Consider the following 20,446-nt stretch of genomic DNA (forward strand, 5'->3'; position numbering starts at 1 on the left):
TAGGCCTTGTCAGTCCAGCGTCAAAACCCCGCTGGCCACACGCCTGGCATACCCACCAATCTTCACCCGCTCCCCTTCCAGCCGGCAGAACAATTCGCCGCCGCGACTCGAACACTGGAACGCCCGCAGCTCGTTCTTGCCCAGGCGCTGCGCCCAGTATGGGATCAGGCTGCAATGGGTAGAGCCGGTCACCGGATCTTCAGGAATGCCGATACCCGGCGCAAAGTAGCGCGAAACAAAATCGTGTTCGATACCCGGCGCGGTAACGATCACCCCCAGCCCCGGCAATTGCGCCAGTGCCGCCATGTCCGGGGTACAGGCACGCAACACCTGCTCGGATTCGACCCGAACCAGCAGCTCACTGGTTTTCCACACTTCCAGCACCGGGCAGCCCAGTGCTTCGGCCACCGCTACCGCTTCATTCAACGGCTGTGGCTCGACCCGGGGGAAATCCAGTTGCAGGCGCGGACCGTCACGGCTGACGCTCAGCGGACCGGACTTGCTCTGGAACAACAAGCGCTCACCGGGCTCTTTATAGACCTCCCACAGCACATGAGCGCTGGCCAGGGTTGCATGGCCACACAGCGGCACTTCGGTGCTCGGGGTAAACCAGCGGATCTGCCAGCCTTCGGCATGGGGGACGACGAACGCGGTCTCGGCCAGGTTGTGTTCGGCGGCAATCTGCTGCATCAGCTCATCGGCGAGCCAGCTGTCGAGGCGATAGACCATGGCCGGGTTGCCAGCGAAAGGACGGTCGCTGAAGGCATCGACCTGATGGAATTCAAGCGGCATGAGGTGAATCTCAGAGTGGCGGGCCGCAGAGCATGCCCGCCAGACAGCCTCGGCCGACAGAGACAGAATCAAGCGATTTTGAGCATACAGATGTCAGTCGCGGCCAATGGCGGCGAATTTACCCTGGCTATGCTCGGCCAGCACTGCCGCAGCTAGCTCGACTTCCAGGCCGCGGCGGCCAGCGCTGACGAAAATTGTTTCAAAGGTTTGAGCGGTTTCATCAATAAAAGTGCGCAGGCGCTTTTTCTGCCCCAAGGGGCTGATCCCGCCCAACAGGTAACCGGTCGAGCGCTGCGCCGCCGCCGGATCGGCCATCTCGCACTTCTTCACCCCGGCCGCATGGGCCAGACCTTTCAGATCCAGACTACCGACTACCGGCACTACCGCTACCAGCAACTCACCCTTTTCGCTGCAGGCGAGCAAGGTCTTGAACACCCGTGCGGGCTCTAGGTTGAGCTTTTCCGCCGCCTCCAGGCCGTAGGACGCAGCCTTGGGGTCATGTTCGTAACTGTGGATGTGGTGTTCGGCGCGAACCTTTTTCAGCAGATCCAGGGCGGGGGTCATGCAGGACTCCAAGCAGAAGGGTGAATGCCATTTCGCCGGTTACTTTAGGGCAAAAGCCCAGGCGCAACCAACGCCCATCAGCGCCACCAATAGTCAGATTGTGAACGGTGGTTCACTTTCGACCTTTGACATAAGCGTTTCTTGTCTATATTTTTTCGATTCTGAATATAGCTATGCCCCGATAAGGTGCATTTCCTGCCGCCGCCCGACCGAAATGGGGATTTCTGTCGGGTTTTTGTCGAGCGCTCACTGCGCCTCACAACAACAAGAACCGAGGTAACGAATGACGACTGCTCTGCGACAACCAACACTTTCAAGCCAGTGCATGGCCGAATTTCTCGGCACCGCGCTGCTGATCTTTTTCGGCACCGGCTGCGTTGCTGCGCTCAAGGTTGCGGGTGCCAGCTTCGGCCTGTGGGAAATCAGCATCATCTGGGGCGTCGGCGTGAGCATGGCGATTTACCTCACCGCCGGGGTGTCCGGCGCGCACCTGAACCCGGCCGTGAGCATCGCCCTGTGCCTGTTCGCCGGTTTCGAGAAGCACAAACTACCGTTCTACATCGTTGCCCAGATCGCCGGCGCCTTCTGTGGCGCGGCGTTGGTTTACACGCTGTACAGCAACCTGTTCTTCGATTTCGAACAGGCCCACGCAATGATCCGCGGCAGCCAGGCCAGCCTTGAGCTGGCCTCGGTGTTTTCCACCTACCCGCACCCGGCGCTGTCCACCAGCCAGGCCTTCCTGGTCGAAGTGATCATCACCGCCGTGCTGATGGCAGTGATCATGGCCCTGACCGACGACAACAACGGCTTGCCGCGTGGCGCCATGGCACCCCTGCTGATTGGCCTGCTGATTGCCGTGATCGGCAGCGCCATGGGCCCGCTGACCGGCTTTGCGATGAACCCGGCGCGGGACTTCGGGCCCAAGCTGATGACTTTCCTCGCCGGCTGGGGCGAAGTCGCCTTTACTGGCGGTCGTGATATTCCCTATTTCCTGATTCCGATTTTTGCGCCGATCATAGGAGCGAGCCTTGGGGCCGCCCTGTACCGCGGCGTGATCGCCCGCAACCTGCCGGTTGCCGAGAGCGAAAACGCCCAGACCGACGCCAACCCTCAGGGCAAGACCCAGGCATCCTGATGCCTGCGGTGGCGAGCCAGGCTCGCCGCGCCCTGATCTCTACCCCATTTAGTGCAAGGCCAACGACATGACAGACACCCAGAACAAGAACTACATCATTGCCCTGGACCAGGGCACGACCAGTTCGCGGGCCATCATTTTCGACCGTGACGCCAACGTAGTTGGCACCTCGCAGCGCGAATTCGCACAGCATTACCCTCAAGCCGGCTGGGTCGAGCACGACCCGATGGAAATCTTCGCCACCCAGAGCGCGACCATGGTCGAAGCCCTGGCCCAGGCTGGCCTGAGCCATGACCAGGTCGCCGCCATCGGTATCACCAACCAGCGTGAAACCACCGTGGTCTGGGACAAGGAGACCGGCCGCCCGGTGTACAACGCCATCGTCTGGCAATGCCGGCGCAGCACCGAGATCTGCGAGCAGCTCAAGCGTGACGGCCTGCAGGACTACATCCGCGAAACCACCGGCCTGGTCACCGACCCCTACTTCTCCGGCACCAAGCTCAAGTGGATTCTCGACAACGTTGAAGGCGCCCGCGAGCGCGCCGAGCGTGGCGACTTGCTGTTCGGCACCGTCGACAGCTGGCTGATCTGGAAATTCTCCGGCGGCAAAGTGCACGTCACCGACTACACCAACGCCTCGCGCACCATGCTCTTCAACATCCACACCCTGGAGTGGGACGAGAAGATGCTCGAGGTGCTGAACATCCCTCGGCAGATGCTGCCCGAGGTGCGCAGCTCCTCGGAAGTCTACGGCCGCACCAAGAGCGGTATCGCCATTGCCGGTATCGCTGGCGACCAGCAGGCCGCGCTGTTCGGCCAGATGTGCGTGGAGCCCGGCCAGGCCAAGAACACCTACGGCACCGGCTGTTTCCTGCTGATGAACACCGGCGACAAGGCAGTGACCTCCTCCCACGGCCTGCTCACCACCATCGCCTGCGGCCCGCGCGGCGAAGTGGCCTACGCCCTGGAAGGCGCGGTGTTCAACGGCGGCTCTACCGTTCAGTGGCTGCGTGACGAACTGAAGATCGTCAACGATGCCCACGACACCGAGTACTTCGCCAGCAAGGTCAAGGACAGCAACGGCGTATACCTGGTGCCGGCCTTCACTGGCCTCGGCGCTCCGTACTGGGACCCGTACGCCCGCGGCGCACTGTTCGGCCTGACCCGCGGGGTCAAGGTCGATCACATCATCCGCGCGGCGCTGGAGTCGATCGCCTACCAGACCCGCGACGTGCTCGACGCCATGCAGCAGGATTGCGGCCAGCGCCTGAGCGAACTGCGGGTTGACGGCGGCGCTGTCGCCAACAATTTCCTCATGCAGTTCCAGGCCGACATCCTCGGCACTTGTGTCGAGCGCCCGCAAATGCGCGAAACCACCGCCCTCGGCGCCGCCTACCTGGCGGGCCTGGCCTGCGGTTTCTGGAGCGGCCTGGATGAACTGCGCGGCAAGGCGATCATCGAGCGCGAGTTCACTCCGCAACTGGACGAAGTGGCCAAAGAGAAGCTGTATGCCGGCTGGCTGAAAGCCGTGGATCGCACCCGCGATTGGGAACCGCACGAAGAGTAGGCAGTAGACGCAAGCTGTAAGCTACAAGCTGCAAGTGCGTAAGACGCGAATCATCTTGTGGCTTGCAGCTTGTAGCTTGAGCTGTTTTCATGGCGCAATTTGCCCGGCTGCCCCAAAGGACCGCCCATGAATCTGCCCCCTCGCCAACAACAAATCCTCGAACTGGTCCGCGAACGCGGTTATGTCAGTATCGAAGAAATGGCGCAGCTGTTCGTCGTCACCCCGCAAACCATCCGCCGTGATATCAACCAGCTGGCGGAGGTCAATCTGCTGCGCCGCTACCACGGGGGCGCGGCCTACGATTCCAGCATCGAAAACACCGCCTATGCCATGCGCGCCGACCAGATGCGCGATGAAAAGCAGCGCATCGCCGAAGCGATTGCCGCGCAGATTCCCGACCACGCTTCGCTGTTCATCAATATCGGTACCACTACCGAATCCATCGCCCGCGCCCTGCTCAACCACAACCACCTGAAAATCATCACCAACAACCTGCACGTGGCGTCGATCCTCAGTGCCAAGGACGATTTCGAAGTGTTGCTGGCCGGCGGCAACGTGCGCCGTGACGGCGGCGTGGTCGGCCAGGCCAGTGTCGACTTCATCAACCAGTTCAAGGTCGATTTCGCCCTGGTCGGTATCAGCGGCATCGACGAGGACGGCAGCCTGCTGGATTTCGACTACCAGGAAGTGCGTGTCTCCCAGGCGATCATCGCCAATGCCCGCCAGGTGATCCTGGCCGCCGACTCGAGCAAGTTCGGCCGTAATGCCATGGTGCGCCTGGGCTCGATCAGCCTGATCGACTGCCTGGTGACCGACCAGGCGCCGGTCCCCGCCCTCAGCCAATTGCTCAACCAGTACAAGATCCGCCTCGAAGTGGTCTGAGCCGGCGCACGCTGCCACCGCAACGGTGGCAGCTCGAATGTTCGTTATTTTTCATTTATTTGTCATCTGATCAGTATTTTCTATGGGAAGTGACTGGCGAGCCGCATTCTGTTGCGCTAGTATTTTCGAAAGTGAACATTAATGTTCAGATTCGATGTCGGAAAGACCTTCAGGAGGCCACCCGTGTCCCAATCCAGCTTGCCATCGCCCGCCCTTGCCGAAATCTATGACCTCGCTGTAATCGGCGGTGGCATCAACGGTGTGGGGATTGCCGCCGATGCAGCCGGACGCGGTCTTTCGGTGTTCCTTTGCGAAAAGGACGACCTGGCCAGCCATACCTCCTCGGCCAGCAGCAAGCTGATCCACGGCGGCCTGCGCTACCTCGAGCATTACGAATTCCGCCTGGTGCGTGAGGCTCTGGCCGAGCGCGAAGTGCTGTTGGCCAAGGCGCCGCACATCGTCAAGCCGATGCGCTTCGTGCTGCCGCACCGCCCACACCTGCGCCCGGCCTGGATGATCCGCGCCGGCCTGTTCCTCTACGACAACCTGGGCAAGCGCAAGCAGCTCGGTGCGTCGCGCAGCCTGCGTTTTGGCCCGGGCAACCCGCTCAAACCGGCGATTACCCGTGGCTTCGAATATGCCGACTGCGCCGTCGATGACGCCCGCCTGGTGGTGCTCAACGCCATGGCCGCTCGCGAAAAAGGCGCCGACATCCGGACCCGCACGCGCTGCATCAGCGCCCGCCGGGTCGATGGGGTGTGGAACGTGCAACTGGAAAACGCCGACGGCAGCCAGCAGTCGATCAAGGCCCGCGCCCTGGTCAATGCCGCGGGCCCGTGGGTGGCCAAGTTCATCCAGGACGACCTCAAGCTCGATGCGCCGTACGGCATCCGCCTGATCCAGGGCAGCCACCTGATCGTGCCAAAACTGTACGACGGCGAACATGCCTACATTCTGCAGAACGAAGATCAGCGCATCGTCTTCGCCATTCCGTACCTGGAACGCTTCACCCTGATCGGCACCACCGACCACGAGTACACCGGCGACCCGGCCAAGGTAGCTATCACCGAGGGCGAGACCGATTACCTGCTGAAAGTGGTCAACGAGCACTTCAACCACCAGCTCAGCCGCGCCGATATCCTCCACACTTATGCCGGTGTTCGCCCACTGTGCAACGACGAATCCGACAACCCGTCGGCCGTCACCCGCGACTACACCCTGGCGCTGTCGGCCAGCACCGGCGAAGCACCGCTGCTATCGGTGTTCGGCGGCAAGCTGACCACCTACCGCAAACTGGCCGAGTCGGCCATGAGCGAACTGGCGCCGTTCTTCTCCCAGATGCGCGGCAGCTGGACCGCCAGCGCTCCCCTGCCGGGCGGTGAAGACATGAGCACCCCGCAGGCGCTGGTGGATGCCATCCTGGCCCGCTGTGGCTGGTTGCCGGTGGAGATTGCCAAGCGCTGGGCACGCACCTACGGTAGCCGCGTCTGGCGCCTGCTCGAAGGCGTACAGGGCCCGCAAGACCTGGGTGAGGCGATTGGCGGCGGCTTGTTCACCCGCGAGGTGGATTACCTGTGCAGCGAGGAATGGGCGGTGAATGCCGACGACATCCTCTGGCGCCGGAGCAAGCTGGGGCTGTTCACTACCGCCGCCGAACAACAGGCGTTGCAGGATTACCTGCAGCGCCTGGAACTGAACCGCGCGCGGGTTCAGGCGGCCTGATCGCTGAACATCATCGCGGGGCAAAGCCTCGCGATGAACCCATTCATTCGGATTTCCGAACACTAAACACCACCTCATTCGGCCATCCGGACGAATCCTACCTTCCGCAAACCGTCAAAAAAGATTAATCCCCCGATTTTTCATGGCGTTATGATCGAAATCAGGGCTTGGCACGAGTCATGCTCTACACTCAGTACCCGAATGCGCAAAACGCTTCACTGCAGTGTTCGCTGAACGAAAGAGCCGGCCAACGGCTCCATAAAAAAAACAACGTCGAGGAAATTTTGATGCGTATCGTTCCCCATCTGTTGGGCGCCGCTGTTGCGGCCGCTTTGATCAGCGCGCCAGCCTTCGCTGCCGAACTGACCGGCACCCTGAAAAAGATCAACGAGTCGGGCACCATTACCCTGGGGCACCGCGACGCTTCCATTCCGTTCTCCTACATCGCCGACGCTTCGGGCAAACCCGTCGGTTACTCCCATGACATCCAGCTGGCAATCGTCGAGGCCCTGAAAAAGGACCTGAACAAGCCGGACCTGAAGGTCAAATACAACCTCGTCACCTCCCAGACCCGTATCCCGCTGGTCCAGAACGGCACCGTTGACGTCGAGTGCGGCTCGACCACCAACAACGTCGAGCGCCAGCAGCAGGTCGACTTCTCGGTCGGTATCTTCGAGGTGGGCACCCGCCTGCTGACCAAAGCAGAAGACGGCAAGCCGGAAAACGCCAAGTACAAAGACTTCGCGGACCTGGCCGGCAAGAACGTGGTTACCACCGCCGGTACCACTTCCGAGCGCATCCTCAAGGCCATGAACGCCGACAAGCAGATGAAGATGAACGTCATCTCGGCCAAAGACCATGGCGAGTCGTTCCAGATGCTTGAATCCGGCCGTGCCGTGGCTTTCATGATGGACGACGCACTGCTCGCCGGTGAAATGGCCAAGGCCAAGAACCCGAAGGGCTGGGCAATTGTCGGCACCCCGCAGTCCTATGAAATCTACGGCTGCATGGTCCGCAAGGACGATCCTGCGTTCAAGAAAGCCGTCGACGATGCCATCGTCGCCCTCTACAAGTCGGGCGAGATCAACAAGATCTACGACAAGTGGTTCAACCAGCCAGTGCCACCTAAAGGCCTGAACCTGCAGTTCCCGATGAGCGACGAACTCAAGAAGCTGATCGCCGAACCAACCGACAAAGCTGCAGACGAAAAGAAGTCCTGATCCCCAGCTAGTTAGTGTCTAACCTTTCATCCGAGGGTGCCTCGCGCGCCCCCGGATGCTCGAAGGTGCCCGTGAAAAACTGATCTGAGGGGAGATCCCGATGAATTACAACTGGGACTGGGGCGTATTCTTCAAGTCCACTGGCGTGGGCAGCGAAACCTATCTGGACTGGTACATCACCGGCCTGGGCTGGACCATCGCCATTGCCATCGCCGCCTGGATCATTGCCTTGCTGCTGGGTTCGATACTCGGCGTCATGCGTACCGTGCCAAACCGTCTGGTGTCGGGCATTGCCACCGCCTACGTGGAACTCTTTCGTAACGTACCGCTGCTGGTGCAGCTGTTCATCTGGTACTTCCTGGTGCCCGACCTGCTGCCAGAGAACCTGCAGGAGTGGTACAAGCAGGACCTCAACCCGACCACCTCGGCGTTGATCAGCGTGATCGTCTGCCTGGGCCTGTTCACTGCCGCGCGTGTTTGCGAGCAGGTGCGTACCGGCATTCAGGCGCTGCCCCGCGGCCAGGAAGCCGCCGCCCGCGCCATGGGCTTCAGCCTGCCGCAGGTGTACTGGAACGTGCTGCTGCCGCAAGCCTACCGGATCATCATTCCGCCGCTGACCTCGGAATTTCTGAACGTGTTCAAGAACTCCTCGGTGGCCTCGCTGATCGGCCTGATGGAGCTGCTGGCGCAAACCAAACAGACCGCCGAGTTCTCGGCCAACCTGTTTGAAGCCTTCACCCTGGCGACCCTGATCTACTTCACCCTGAACATGGGCCTGATGTTGCTGATGCGCCTGGTCGAGAAGAAAGTCGCCGTGCCCGGCCTGATCTCCGTGGGGGGTAAATAATGGACTTCAGTGGAATCATTCCTGCCCTGCCGGGCCTGTGGAACGGCATGCTCATGACCCTGCAGCTGATGGTCATGGGCGTTGTCGGCGGTATCGTACTGGGCACCATCCTGGCCCTGATGCGCCTGTCGTCGAACAAGCTGCTGTCGAACGTGGCCGGCGCCTACGTCAACTACTTTCGCTCCATCCCGCTGCTGCTGGTGATCACCTGGTTCTACCTGGCGGTACCGTTCGTGCTGCGCTGGATCACTGGCGAAGACACCCCGATCGGGGCGTTCACCTCCTGCGTCGTGGCGTTCATGATGTTCGAGGCGGCGTATTTCTGTGAAATCGTCCGCGCCGGCGTGCAGTCGATCGCCAAGGGCCAGATGGGCGCCGCCCAAGCCCTGGGTATGACCTACGGCCAGACCATGCGCTTGATCATCCTGCCTCAGGCGTTTCGCAAGATGACCCCGCTGCTGCTGCAGCAGAGCATCATCCTGTTCCAGGACACCTCGCTGGTCTATACCGTCGGCCTGGTCGACTTCCTCAACTCGGCACGGGCCAGTGGCGACATCATCGGGCGCTCCAACGAGTTCCTGGTGTTTGCCGGCGCCGTGTACTTCGTCATCAGCTTCTCCGCTTCCTTCCTGGTCAAGCGTCTGCAGAAAAGGATAACCGTATGATCTCCATCAAGAACGTCAACAAGTGGTACGGGGACTTCCAGGTTCTGACCGACTGCAACACCGAGGTCAAGAAAGGCGAGGTGGTTGTCGTCTGCGGTCCGTCGGGCTCGGGCAAATCGACCCTGATCAAGTGCGTCAACGCCCTGGAACCCTTCCAGAAGGGTGACATCGTGGTCGACGGCACCTCGATCGCCGACCCCAAGACCAACCTGCCCAAGCTGCGTTCGCGGGTCGGCATGGTGTTCCAGCACTTCGAGCTGTTCCCGCACCTGACCATCACCGAAAACCTGACCATCGCGCAGATCAAGGTGCTCGGCCGCAGCAAGGAAGAAGCCACCAAGAAGGGCCTGCAACTGCTTGAGCGGGTCGGCCTCTCGGCGCATGCCCACAAGCACCCGGGCCAGCTCTCCGGTGGTCAGCAACAGCGCGTGGCGATTGCCCGCGCCCTGGCCATGGACCCGATCGTCATGCTGTTCGACGAACCGACCTCGGCACTGGACCCGGAAATGGTCAGCGAAGTACTCGACGTCATGGTCCAGCTCGCCAACGAAGGCATGACCATGATGTGCGTGACCCATGAAATGGGCTTTGCCCGCAAGGTCGCCAACCGGGTGATCTTCATGGACAAGGGCAACATCATCGAAGACTGCACCAAGGAAGAGTTCTTTGGTGACCAGAGCGTGCGCGATGAGCGTACCCAGCACTTCCTCAGCAAGATCCTGCAACACTGAGGTGATCATCACGCTCTGTCCGGTGTACGCCGGCAGAGCGTGCTGGCCGTACCAAGGCTACTGTGATGAAATGCGACCCTACGCTCTTTCGCCCTGCCAAGCCTGCCCTTGCCGTGAAACCCCGTCTGATTCGCCAGCTGCTGTTACCGCCACTGATCATCCTGCTGATGATCGGCCTGGGCGTGGCCGGCTTCATGATCAGCGAACACAACGGCATCCGCACCTTGAGCGAAAACGGCGAGCGCCAGCTCGAGCTGCACGCGCGCGCGGTCGAGAGCGAGATCAGCAAGTACACCTACCTGCCAAGCCTGCTGGAGCTTGAAAACAGCGTTTCCAGCCTGCTCACCGAAGCCGATGGCGAACACCGCCAGGCGGTCAACGAATACCTTGAAGGCCTGAACCGCCGCAGTCGCAGCCGGGCGATCTTCGTCCTCGACACCAGCGGCCGGGTCCAGGCCACCAGCAACTGGCGCGATGTCGACAGCTTCCTCGGCGAAGACCTGTCGTTCCGCGCCTATTTCCAGGACGCCGTGCGCGGCCAGCCGGGGCGCTTTTATGGCATCGGCAGCACCACCGGGGAGCCGGGTTATTTCCTCGCCCACGGCCTGGAAGAACACGGCAAGATCATCGGCGTGGCGGTGATCAAGGTGCGCCTTGAGGCCATGGAAGAGCGCTGGCAACGGGCGCGCCTGGAGGCGTTCGTCAGCGACGAGAACGGCATCATCATCCTTTCCAGCGACCCGGCACGGCGGCTCAAGTCGGTGCGCCCGCTGACCCCGGAAATCAAGGAACGCCTGGCGCGCAGCCTGCAGTACTACTGGTGGCCGCTGAATGAACTGGAGCCGCTGTCGCGGGAGAAAATCGCCGACGGCGTCGAGAAGCTGAGCTTCCCGGCCAATGCCGAACTCGGCGATGGCCGCCGCGAAGTGGCGTACCTGGCGCAAACCCGGCGCCTGAGCGACACCCCCTGGCACTTCACCCTGCTCACGCCGCTGCAGGATCTGCGCCGCGAATCCATGGTCCAGGGCATCCTGGTCGGCGTCGCCTTTGCCCTGCTGGCGATCCTGCTGATTGCCTGGAACGAACGGCGCAAGGTGATCGCCACGCGCCTGGCCGCCCGTGAAGCGCTGGAAGAAGCCAACAGCCAGCTGGAGCGCAAGATCGCCGAACGCACCGCCGACCTGCGCGCCAGCAATGAACGCCTCAAGGGCCAGATCCGCGAACGCCGACATGCCGAGCAGACCCTGCGCCACGCCCAGGACGAGTTGGTCCAGGCCGGCAAGCTGGCCGCCATCGGCCAGATGTCGACCAGCATCGCCCACGAACTGAACCAGCCGCTGGCGGCCCTGCGCACTTTGTCGGGCAACAGCGTGCGCTTCCTCGAACGCGGCGCGCTGGAAACCGTCAGCACCAACCTGCGCACCATGAACGACCTGATCGACCGCATGGGCCGCATCACCGCCAGCCTGCGCTCCTTCGCCCGCCGAGGCGAAGACAGCGGCAAGGCCTCGCTGGGCAAGGCCGTCGAGGCCAGCCTGCAAGTGCTGGGCAACCGCATCGCCGGCTGTCACCTGCAGTTGCACAGCAACTACGAAGACCAGAAGCTGGCCATTGACCAGACCCGCCTGGAGCAGATTCTGGTCAACCTGATCGGCAACGCCCTCGATGCCATGGCCGCGCAACCGATGCCGCAGCTGTGGCTGGAAGGCGAGCTGCAGGGCGACAAGTACCGCCTGCGCGTACGCGACAACGGTCACGGTATCGATGACGAAGCACGCAAGCACCTGTTCGAACCGTTTTTCACCACCAAACCGGGAGAGCACGGCCTGGGCCTGGGCCTGACCCTGTCTGCCAGCCTCGCCGCCGCCGCCAAGGGCAGCCTCAGCGTCGAACACCCCGCCAGCGGCGGTACTGCGTTCGTGCTCGGCCTGCCGCTGGTCAATGCCCCCACAGAATCAGCCGAGTCCCTATGAACCAAGCGCCCCTAACTGTCCTGATCGTCGAAGACGACCCGCATGTGCTGCTCGGCTGCCAGCAGGCGCTGGCCCTGGAAGACATTGCCTGCGAAGGCGTCGGCAGCGCCGAAGAGGCCCTGCAGCGCATCGGCGATGACTTTGCCGGCATCGTTGTCAGCGACATCCGCCTGCCCGGCATCGATGGCCTGGAACTGCTCAGCCGCCTCAAGGCCCGCGACCGCAGCCTGCCGGTGGTGCTGATCACCGGCCACGGCGATATCGACATGGCGGTCGGCGCCATGCGCAACGGCGCCTACGACTTCATGGAAAAACCCTTCGCCCCGGAGCGCCTGGTCGAAGTGGTGCGCCGTGCCCTGGAGCAGCGCGGGCTGTCCCGCGAAGTGTTTGCCCTGCGCCGGCAACTGGCCGGGCAGAGTACCCTTGAAGGGCGAATCATCGGCCGCTCGCCGGCCATGCAGAACCTGCGTGAACTGATCGCCAACGTCGCCGATACCTCGGCCAATGTGTTGATCGAGGGCGAGACCGGCACCGGCAAGGAACTGGTCGCCCGTTGCCTGCATGATTTCAGCCGCCGCCAGGGCGCGCCGTTCGTGGCGCTGAACTGCGGCGGTCTGCCGGAGAACCTGTTCGAAAGCGAGATTTTCGGCCACGAAGCCAATGCCTTTACCGGCGCCGGCAAGCGCCGTATCGGCAAGATCGAGCACGCCAACGGTGGCACGCTGTTCCTCGACGAAGTCGAAAGCATGCCGCTGAACCTGCAGATCAAGCTGCTGCGCGTGCTGCAGGAACGCACCCTGGAACGCCTGGGCTCGAACCAGAGCATCGCCGTCGATTGCCGGGTGATCGCCGCGACCAAGTCCGACCTCGACGCCCTGGGCCAGAGCGGGCAGTTTCGCAGCGACCTGTATTACCGCCTGAACGTGGTGACCCTGGAACTGCCGCCGCTGCGCGAACGCCGCGAAGACATCCTGCAGTTGTTCGAACACTTCCTGCAGCAGTCGTCATTGCGCTTCGACCGGGAAGTCCCGCAACTGGACAGCCAGACCCTGTCGCGGTTGATGGCCCACGACTGGCCAGGCAACGTGCGCGAACTGCGCAACGTCGCCGAGCGCTATGCCCTGGGTTTGCCGGCATTCAAAAAGGCCGGTGCCAGCGCCAACCAGGGCCTGGGCTTTGCCGAAGCGGTCGAGGCCTTCGAGCGCAACCTGCTCGGCGATGCCCTGCAACGTACCGGCGGCAACCTCAGCCAGGCCAGCCAGGAGCTGGGCATGGCCAAGACCACGCTGTTCGACAAAGTGAAAAAGTATGGCCTGGGCTGACCGGCCGCAGAAACGGAACAAAACGTGGACCTGATCCTCAAAGCCTGCCTGGGTGCGGCCGTGGTGGTGATCCTTGCCGCCCTGGCCAAGACCCGCAACTACTACATAGCCGGCCTGGTGCCGTTGTTCCCGACCTTCGCCCTGATCGCCCACTACATCGTCGGCAAGGGGCGTTCACTGGAGGACCTGAAGACCACCATCCTGTTCAGTGCGTGGTCGATCATCCCCTACTTCGTTTACCTGGCGACGCTGTACCTGCTGGTCGAGCGCCTGCGCCTGGAAACTTCGCTGGCCCTGGCGACCCTGGCCTGGCTGGTGGCGGCGACGGTGCTGGTGAGTGTCTGGGTCAGGTTGCATTGACCTGTTCAGGGCAGCAGCAGTCTCAATACACCGCCACATGGGTATCGGCCAGGCGCTGCGTGTTCAGATACGGCAACACCGCACCCAGCAACGGCCCTTTGAACTGCTCCTGAAAGCGATGCGCCAGGCCTGGAATCAGGCGTAGCTGGCTGCCCTTGATGTGCGCGGCCAGGTGTACGCCATGCATCACCGGCAGCAGCGGGTCGGCGGTGCCATGCACCACCAGGGTCGGCAGGCGCAGGTTGTTGAGCAGCTCAACCCGGCTCTGTTCGGCGAGGATCGCCATGATCTGGCGCTTGACCCCTTCGGGGTTGAAGGCGCGGTCGTAGGCTATCGCTGCCTGCTCAAGCAGCGCCTGACGATCATCCTTGACCTCGGGGCTGCCTAAGGCGGCCAGCAAGTCGGCCTGCTGTTCAAGCGCCACCTCGCGATTCGGCGCACCGCGCCTGGCCAGCAACTGCACCAGCGCCGGGCTTGGTGCCGGCAGGCCCTGGGCACCGGAACTGGACATGATCAGGGTCAGGCTCTCGACCCGCTGCGGTGCCAGCGCCGCCAGATGCTGGGCGATCATGCCGCCCATGCTCACGCCCAGGACATGAAAGCGCTCGACCTGCAGGGCATCCATCAACCCCAGGCCGTCTTCGGCCATGTCGCTCAGGGTGTAAGGCGCGGCCACCGGCAAACCCAGCTTGTAGCGCAGTACTTCGAAGGTCAGGTTGGCGTCGTCTGGCGCCTGGTTCCAGCTGGACAGGCCGACATCGCGGTTATCGTAGCGGATCACCCGAAAGCCCTGCTGACACAGGGCCACCACCACTTCATCGGGCCAGTGGATCAGTTGTCCGCCCAGGCCCATGACCAGCAGCAAGGCCGGGTCAGAATCACGCCCGATACTCTGGTAAGCCAGGCTGACCTGCGCCAGCTCGACCCGTTCAGTGGGCACGTTGACGTCGCAACGCGACGCTGCAAAAGAAGGAATGGCGCACATCAGCGCCAGAAAAAAAACCAAAGCCCGCATGAGCGAAACACCAGAATGCAAATCCCCAGTAGAGCGCGAGTCTGATGAAATTCGTTCAAGCGCGCTGCCACAGTTGCGTGACAGTTTGATGAATGTCGCCCGACGGTTATCCGCAGTACCTATGTACCGCATCTAGCGGCAACGCCTCGCGCCCAATGTGAACGCCATTTCCGGCCATAACTTCACGTTTGGGATACCGCCATGAGCGATTTGCCAGAAGTCCCCGCCCCTCACTCTCCTGTGGATTTCATTTCAGTCATAAACCACGACACTGCGTTGCTGGCAGATGCCAGCAAACGCTGGAAAGACCATCGCGATACCTTCACTTCCTTGCTTGCACAAGCACCCGGCGTTTACCAGACACTACAGGACGTAGTACGCGAACAGCTGGGTGTCGATCCGCTCAGTACTGCTCTGCGATTCAAGATTTCTGACACGCACCACAGCGATGTCAGCCTGGTCGCCCTTGCGGCCCACACGCGCCAATATCCTCAGCCCCCGGCAGACCTCGACCAGCGCGCCCAACTGACAGGCCTGGGCGCCGATCATCCGCTTATGCGCCTGACACCCACGCAGTTGCTCGCCACACTTGCCCAACTGGATATTCCCGCAGCAGTCAGACGGCAGTGGGATGACTACTGGCATGCGCGGGCCTCGGATACCGCCATCAGCCGCCGCAGTCATGCCCTGAACCAGTACCTGGAGGTTTTCAGGGCCAGTTGGGATGTGGCGGTGGCAACGGGAAACTTCAATGCTCAACAGCAGCGCTCGGTCAGCGGCGTGCTCAATAACCCTGAATGGCTCCGCCAGGAAGGCAAACCCATCGATATCAGGACACTTTCGATTGACGGCCAAGTCATGCCGGGGGCGCTGCTGTTCAACATCGAAGACGAACCGCAACTGATGCTCTATCGCCCCGGCAGCACGCCCAACTTCAGTGCCTACACCTCCCAGTCGAATCTGGAAAAGGCCATGGGCTCCTCGGCCTCAAGCTTCAGCTATGAAAGCCAAGACAGCCTCTCGGCCGGCTTCGCCTCGCTGTTCAACAGCCTTCTCAATAAGCGTCTGGACGCACTGGACAACAAGCCCGGCGCAGATATCCAGCAATTTGGCGAACTCGCCCTGTCGCTCATCCATTGGGTCGATACCCAGCAGCGTGATTCAATAGCATTGAGCGTGGCGCCGGCCATTGAAATGCTAGACAGCGACGCCCCCCAGCCGCGTTCGCTCTATGATTTCGGCAGCCTGAGCCTCGACATTCCCTACCCCATCCGCCTGCAACAGATCATCACCCAGCAGACACTGATGGCCAGCCTGGCCGAAACCAATCTGCAATCGCTCAAGGATCATCAGCAAGCCCTGGAGGATGCTTGCCAACAAGCAGAACAGGCCATCGAGCAACAGCTACAAGCCAACACCTGGGCCACCGAGCCCCCCCCTGCTGCCAGTGCAGATTTGCTCAAGGCGCATTATCAGGGCTTACGTGCCCATGCCCGCTTCCAGAACCTGATGGGACAGATCGACGACGAGGAAATGAGATGGCTGGAAAGTCTTCTCGATCACCCCGAAAGCTTCCCGCGCCAGGGTTCCAGCATCGTCGCGGCACATCCGGTGCTCACCTCGACGTCGATGGACGAGGGCACCGAAACCTCTACCAGCACCACCCTGCACGGCTGCCTGGTGGTAACCCTGCAGAGCGATGACGCGGCGCACAGCCTGCTGCTGTACTGGCCAGGCGAGGCCGGCGGATTGCTGCGCTGCGCCAACCATGACGAGCTTGCACGCTGCTTCGCGGTCAGTGCCGAGGAAAATGAGTCCTTGAGCCTGAGCCCGGTGACCGGCGATGTCCTGGCCCAGGTGCTGGCCCATCACTTTGCCCAAGCTGCCCAAGCCACGATTGCACTCGCTGGCGACCCATCGTCCGCGGCGGTGAGCGAAACGCTGGCGCAGCGCCTGAGCGTGCCTCGGCATGCCGCCCGCGAGTATGCGTTCACCTTAATCCAGGAACAGGAGACCAGTGCCGCTCTGAGCAACATTTCCCTGGATTGGCTGGCAGGCCTGTCCGACGGTGACCGCCAAGAGCTGAAGTCCGGCACCCTTGGCTTCATTACCGCCATGTACCGCGCCCAGGCGCTTGTCGCTCGCGACCTGCCGCCCATCGACCTGTTCTGCCGCCAGCTCGTAAGCCAGCGCCTGAAGCTGGACTTTCCTGAATACGATGACAGCCCCATCACCCTCCACCTGCCACAGAGCGCCGCGTGGGTCCGGGTTGTGGTCGACAGCACAAGCCCGCAGGGCATTGCCACGAAGCTGACGCTCAAGCCCAGCAGCACTTGGGTAGACTTGACGCTGGAAAATCTTTTGCTGGAGAACGTCGACGAGGCGATGCGCGACCGCTTGAGCTTTCTTAAGCTCAAGTTGCAAACGCCGGACCAGACGCTGGCTCAACAGCTGACAGACGGCATCGACAAAACCTACCTGAGCGACCTAGCCAGTGACCTGGATCTGGCCCAGAAGTACGAGGATAAACTCTCCGAAGTATATCGTGGCACTCATGAAAGCCCCTTTGCCCGGGCCTATCGTCGCCAATGCCTGGGCGAACCTTTTCGTCAGATGCTCAAGCTGCACAGTGTTCAGGCCAGGGCCAAGGGCGAGCTGGACGACAAGGGCCAGAAGATTTTCAACATCGCCATCGACGCCGATAGCGCAGCGGCCTACCTGGCCGACGGCCACGACATTCGCCTGATCCCCGCCCGGTTGACCGCAGGGGGCGAGGACACCGAAAGCTACGGCACCACACTGTCCGGGGTCACTTTCGTCACTGACCAGAATAGCGGCGTCACCGTGCTCTACCGCCCCGACCATCCAACCCGGCTGGTGCGCCAATACTCTAGCCTCGAAGAGGCCCGCGCCGGCTTGTATGAACTGAGCAAACAAAGCGGCGAGATCGACTACCTTGCCGACCGCGCTCTGCTGGGCAATCCGGAGAATCACCGCTCGCGGATGCGCCAGGCCATCGAGCACCGTTTCGACGGCATCATCGGCCTGGGTTCGGCGTGGCCCTCGACCACATCCCTGGCCCAGCACCTGCTGGATGCCCAAGCCGGACGCAGGCTCGAAGCCCACAGAGCGACCTCGCGATCGAACCGTGACCTGTGGCTGGAAAACTTTGCCTACCAGAGCGGGATGGTTTTCAACTACATCAAGATGGCACTGGGTTTCATACCAGTGATAGGCAGCGTCGTCAGTGTCTACGACTTTTTCGACGCCTGTGCCAAGGGGATCAGGGCATTGCTGCAGGATGAAGTATACAAGGCGCTGGAGTCCCTCGAACAAGCCCTGCTGGCCTTCATCGATGCCGCCATTGACCTGCTGCCAGGCTTGAGTATCAAGGCCCTGACTGCGCGCCTGCTGACTCGCAAACGCCAGTTGCAACTGCTGCAAGCTGGCCCGACGGCTGGCATCGGCCCTGTAAGCGCCAGCACGGCCCGACGCCTGGCACGCTTTGAAGGTTATGAGTATCAGGCCCCCTTGTCATTGGCCGGAATCGAACCGGGTCGAATCGGCAAATACAAAGGCATCTACCAGCACGCTAAAGGCGACTTTATCCTGGTGGGCGACCGCCCCTGCCAGGTGCAATGGCTGGAGACGGAACACACCTGGCGTCTGCGTGGCACACAGTTCAAGACCTGGCGGAAAAATATCGCGCTGAATGAAAACGGCCAGTGGGACACCCATTTCGCGCTGTATGGCGTGCACCTGCGTGGCGGCGGTGCAGGCGGCGGGCAGGTGCTGGGAAACTTGGTGGACGCCCTGGCACCGTACTGGCCAGCGGCGATTCGCGAGCGGCTGCCGACATCATGGACAGATCTGCGTCAGCGCCAATACCAAAGGCTTTTAAACAAGTTAAGGTCAGACGGTGAAGCCCTTCAACTGCAAACACGCAGAGTCAATGACAAACACCGCCAAGGGCTCGCTGTCACAGAACAAGAGCTCGAAAAGGACATCAAGGACGCAATTGCGCTGTACACAACCTACGAAGACTTCCTGGCACTGGCAACACGCTCCAATGCCCAGGCAACAAAAGATCAAATGAGCGTCACAGCGAAAATGCTGACCAGCCGTTACCACCTCAGATTGAACAACGCCATCACACGCATCGAGTCTATTAATACCGAAATAGCGAACATCGGCCTGGAGGTCAACAGACTGGTCCAGAGAATCCCGCAAACCCTGGCGGCGGACGGAACCGCAGGAGAGGTTTTTTACACCCTTGCCCGTCAACTGGCGCAGAAGAGAAATCAGGCACTGCCCCTTCGCCGCAACATTCTTGAAGCGCTTGAACTGATGGCACGCCATCTCGACAACATGAGGATCTGGAAACTCAAAATCACCCGGGGCATTGACCGACGGGACTATATCAGCGACATCGACCAAGTGACCGATTCCCTAACACCCGTGGTGCTCAACGGCCTGCGAATCGACCAGCTCAAAGAGCTGATCAGTAAACCACTAAGCGGTTTCGACCTAGGCTGGGCCAATCTTCAGATAAAATTGTCAGCACCGCGCAATCGCCTTGACCGGATGCTCTATGCCCTGAGCCAGCTTGCTTCGGTCAGCCATAGCAGAGCGCAACGCAGTGCAATACTCAAACAAGGGGTCGATGAACTTCAAGCCTTCAAGAACAATCTGCGCTACTGGAGCATCAGCGATGATGAGTACTTCGACGCCGCTGTTGTAAAGGTACTAGAGAGTCGCCTCGACGACAGCATCAATTACTACAGCCGCTACTTGAATACACCCACCGAAAATCTTCCAACCGTGCCGAAAAACCAGCCCACAAGCGCTCGGGTGTTTCAGACCACTGACGACCTTTACCTTATTGGTACTCCCACACAACAGCGCAACACCTACACGCTCACGGGCATCAATGGCCGTGACGAAATCTACATTCAAGGCGCCGACGGTAAGTTCATCCTGCAAAACCCCGACACGTCCGCAGGTTCAGCCAGTCAACCGTCGCTTTCACAACGCCGCTCCGAGGCACGCAAGTTTCTCGACGGATCCTCTGCGTTTCGCAACAAAGTAGATGGTTATGCCACTCAAAATCTGGAACCCGCCAGCCTTGAGGACTTGATGCTCAAACGGGCCGACGACCTGAATGCTGCCGCCAACACAATCGAACGCCTAAGCCCCACCGACGACTTGATCAACGAACTGCGCGAAGCCGCAAGACAGCTGGTGAACGATGGACGTCAACTGCGCGTCCAGCAAATTCTGCAAACCAAACAGCCTAACGGCGGCCACCTTGAGTACTTAGAGAATCAACGGGGTGTGCTGGAGATCGAAAAGGTTGGCGGCCTTGTGGAACTAAGAAAACGCCCCGATGGACGTCCGGACTTTCTGCAGGAGTACGTCATCTATGATCGCACCCAACAACCGCGACGTACCCTCTGGTATGCGCACTTCCATTACAACAAGCAGAAGCCGCGCTTTGCCGAGTTCGACAAAGCCCATTTGAAAATACCGGCCCAGCGCAAACTGGGCACAGAATGGCAAAGCAGCCAGATCGAAGAAGTGCAAATCTGGCGAGGTGACCTGGGCCGGCCATTGGCCGAACGTGTCTTCGCCAACCTCTTCTGAAACCACAC

At 61.2% G+C, this 20,446-nt stretch carries 15 protein-coding genes; 12 read left to right on the top strand and 3 right to left on the bottom strand.

Annotation, left to right across the window (positions count from 1 at the left end):
- Positions 1-9: 9 nt before the first annotated feature.
- Both LOY37_RS21160 and ybaK read right to left on the bottom strand, forming a co-directional pair.
- Positions 10-792 carry a PhzF family phenazine biosynthesis protein gene (locus tag LOY37_RS21160; protein WP_258715651.1) on the bottom strand — a complete coding sequence of 261 codons (783 nt, stop codon included), beginning with the start codon at positions 790-792 and terminating at the stop codon, positions 10-12.
- Positions 793-885: 93 nt separating this feature from the next.
- Entirely contained in the window at positions 886-1,356 is a 471-nt protein-coding gene (gene ybaK / locus LOY37_RS21165; protein WP_258715652.1) for a Cys-tRNA(Pro) deacylase, read from the bottom strand.
- Between the two features lie 283 nt (positions 1,357-1,639).
- Between ybaK and LOY37_RS21170 the strand changes: the two genes are divergently transcribed.
- The 11 genes from LOY37_RS21170 (at position 1,640) to LOY37_RS21220 (ending at position 13,780) form a co-directional block, all read left to right on the top strand.
- Entirely contained in the window at positions 1,640-2,491 is an 852-nt protein-coding gene (locus tag LOY37_RS21170; RefSeq protein ID WP_045197720.1) for an MIP/aquaporin family protein, read from the top strand.
- A 67-nt stretch (positions 2,492-2,558) separates the two neighbouring features.
- The gene (glpK, locus tag LOY37_RS21175) at positions 2,559-4,058 is read left to right on the top strand and encodes a glycerol kinase GlpK (protein WP_093380122.1); all 1,500 of its coding nucleotides are present in this window, start codon (positions 2,559-2,561) and stop codon (positions 4,056-4,058) included.
- Between the two features lie 126 nt (positions 4,059-4,184).
- Positions 4,185-4,940 carry a DeoR/GlpR family transcriptional regulator gene (locus LOY37_RS21180; RefSeq protein ID WP_045197716.1) on the top strand — a complete coding sequence of 252 codons (756 nt, stop codon included), beginning with the start codon at positions 4,185-4,187 and terminating at the stop codon, positions 4,938-4,940.
- Positions 4,941-5,123: 183 nt separating this feature from the next.
- Positions 5,124-6,662 carry a glycerol-3-phosphate dehydrogenase gene (glpD, locus tag LOY37_RS21185; RefSeq protein WP_258715653.1) on the top strand — a complete coding sequence of 513 codons (1,539 nt, stop codon included), beginning with the start codon at positions 5,124-5,126 and terminating at the stop codon, positions 6,660-6,662.
- Between the two features lie 287 nt (positions 6,663-6,949).
- Positions 6,950-7,882: a glutamate/aspartate ABC transporter substrate-binding protein gene (locus LOY37_RS21190; protein WP_045197712.1), complete on the top strand. Its 933-nt coding sequence runs from the start codon at positions 6,950-6,952 to the stop codon at positions 7,880-7,882.
- A gap of 100 nt (positions 7,883-7,982) precedes the next feature.
- Positions 7,983-8,729 (top strand): amino acid ABC transporter permease, encoded by a 747-nt coding sequence (locus tag LOY37_RS21195; protein ID WP_045197710.1) that lies wholly within the window; start codon positions 7,983-7,985, stop codon positions 8,727-8,729.
- A complete protein-coding gene (locus tag LOY37_RS21200; protein WP_176794325.1) occupies positions 8,726-9,394 on the top strand; it encodes an amino acid ABC transporter permease in 669 nt (222 codons plus the stop codon). The genes LOY37_RS21195 and LOY37_RS21200 overlap by 4 nt, the downstream gene beginning before the upstream one ends.
- Positions 9,391-10,125 (top strand): amino acid ABC transporter ATP-binding protein, encoded by a 735-nt coding sequence (locus LOY37_RS21205; protein ID WP_045197706.1) that lies wholly within the window; start codon positions 9,391-9,393, stop codon positions 10,123-10,125. Before LOY37_RS21200 ends, LOY37_RS21205 begins: the two co-directional genes overlap by 4 nt.
- 65 nt (positions 10,126-10,190) lie before the next feature.
- Positions 10,191-12,098, top strand: coding sequence for an ATP-binding protein (locus tag LOY37_RS21210; RefSeq protein ID WP_093380110.1), 1,908 nt, complete (start codon positions 10,191-10,193; stop codon positions 12,096-12,098).
- Positions 12,095-13,420 (top strand): sigma-54 dependent transcriptional regulator, encoded by a 1,326-nt coding sequence (locus LOY37_RS21215; RefSeq protein ID WP_093380107.1) that lies wholly within the window; start codon positions 12,095-12,097, stop codon positions 13,418-13,420. Before LOY37_RS21210 ends, LOY37_RS21215 begins: the two co-directional genes overlap by 4 nt.
- Before the next feature lie 33 nt (positions 13,421-13,453).
- Positions 13,454-13,780: a GlpM family protein gene (locus LOY37_RS21220; RefSeq protein WP_176794324.1), complete on the top strand. Its 327-nt coding sequence runs from the start codon at positions 13,454-13,456 to the stop codon at positions 13,778-13,780.
- A 22-nt stretch (positions 13,781-13,802) separates the two neighbouring features.
- Here the strand turns inward: LOY37_RS21220 and LOY37_RS21225 are convergent, their stop codons facing one another.
- A complete protein-coding gene (locus tag LOY37_RS21225; RefSeq protein ID WP_258715654.1) occupies positions 13,803-14,795 on the bottom strand; it encodes an alpha/beta fold hydrolase in 993 nt (330 codons plus the stop codon).
- A gap of 201 nt (positions 14,796-14,996) precedes the next feature.
- On the opposite strand from LOY37_RS21225, the gene LOY37_RS21230 reads away from it, so the two are divergent.
- A complete protein-coding gene (locus tag LOY37_RS21230) occupies positions 14,997-20,438 on the top strand; it encodes a dermonecrotic toxin domain-containing protein (protein WP_258715655.1) in 5,442 nt (1,813 codons plus the stop codon).
- Positions 20,439-20,446: the final 8 nt, after the last annotated feature.

Origin of the sequence: Pseudomonas sp. B21-012 (assembly GCF_024749305.1) — a bacterium.
Lineage (GTDB): Bacteria > Pseudomonadota > Gammaproteobacteria > Pseudomonadales > Pseudomonadaceae > Aquipseudomonas.

Excerpts from the sequence above, each read along its gene's own strand:
- glpK (WP_093380122.1), top strand. The coding sequence starts at position 2,559 with ATGACAGACACCCAGAACAAGAACTACATCATTGCCCTGGACCAGGGC.
- LOY37_RS21180 (WP_045197716.1), top strand. The coding sequence starts at position 4,185 with ATGAATCTGCCCCCTCGCCAACAACAAATCCTCGAACTGGTCCGCGAA.
- LOY37_RS21170 (WP_045197720.1), top strand. The coding sequence starts at position 1,640 with ATGACGACTGCTCTGCGACAACCAACACTTTCAAGCCAGTGCATGGCC.
- LOY37_RS21210 (WP_093380110.1), top strand. The coding sequence starts at position 10,191 with ATGAAATGCGACCCTACGCTCTTTCGCCCTGCCAAGCCTGCCCTTGCC.
- LOY37_RS21160 (WP_258715651.1), bottom strand. The coding sequence starts at position 792 with ATGCCGCTTGAATTCCATCAGGTCGATGCCTTCAGCGACCGTCCTTTC.
- LOY37_RS21190 (WP_045197712.1), top strand. The coding sequence starts at position 6,950 with ATGCGTATCGTTCCCCATCTGTTGGGCGCCGCTGTTGCGGCCGCTTTG.
- LOY37_RS21230 (WP_258715655.1), top strand. The coding sequence starts at position 14,997 with ATGAGCGATTTGCCAGAAGTCCCCGCCCCTCACTCTCCTGTGGATTTC.
- ybaK (WP_258715652.1), bottom strand. The coding sequence starts at position 1,356 with ATGACCCCCGCCCTGGATCTGCTGAAAAAGGTTCGCGCCGAACACCAC.
- LOY37_RS21195 (WP_045197710.1), top strand. The coding sequence starts at position 7,983 with ATGAATTACAACTGGGACTGGGGCGTATTCTTCAAGTCCACTGGCGTG.
- LOY37_RS21215 (WP_093380107.1), top strand. The coding sequence starts at position 12,095 with ATGAACCAAGCGCCCCTAACTGTCCTGATCGTCGAAGACGACCCGCAT.
- LOY37_RS21225 (WP_258715654.1), bottom strand. The coding sequence starts at position 14,795 with ATGCGGGCTTTGGTTTTTTTTCTGGCGCTGATGTGCGCCATTCCTTCT.
- LOY37_RS21205 (WP_045197706.1), top strand. The coding sequence starts at position 9,391 with ATGATCTCCATCAAGAACGTCAACAAGTGGTACGGGGACTTCCAGGTT.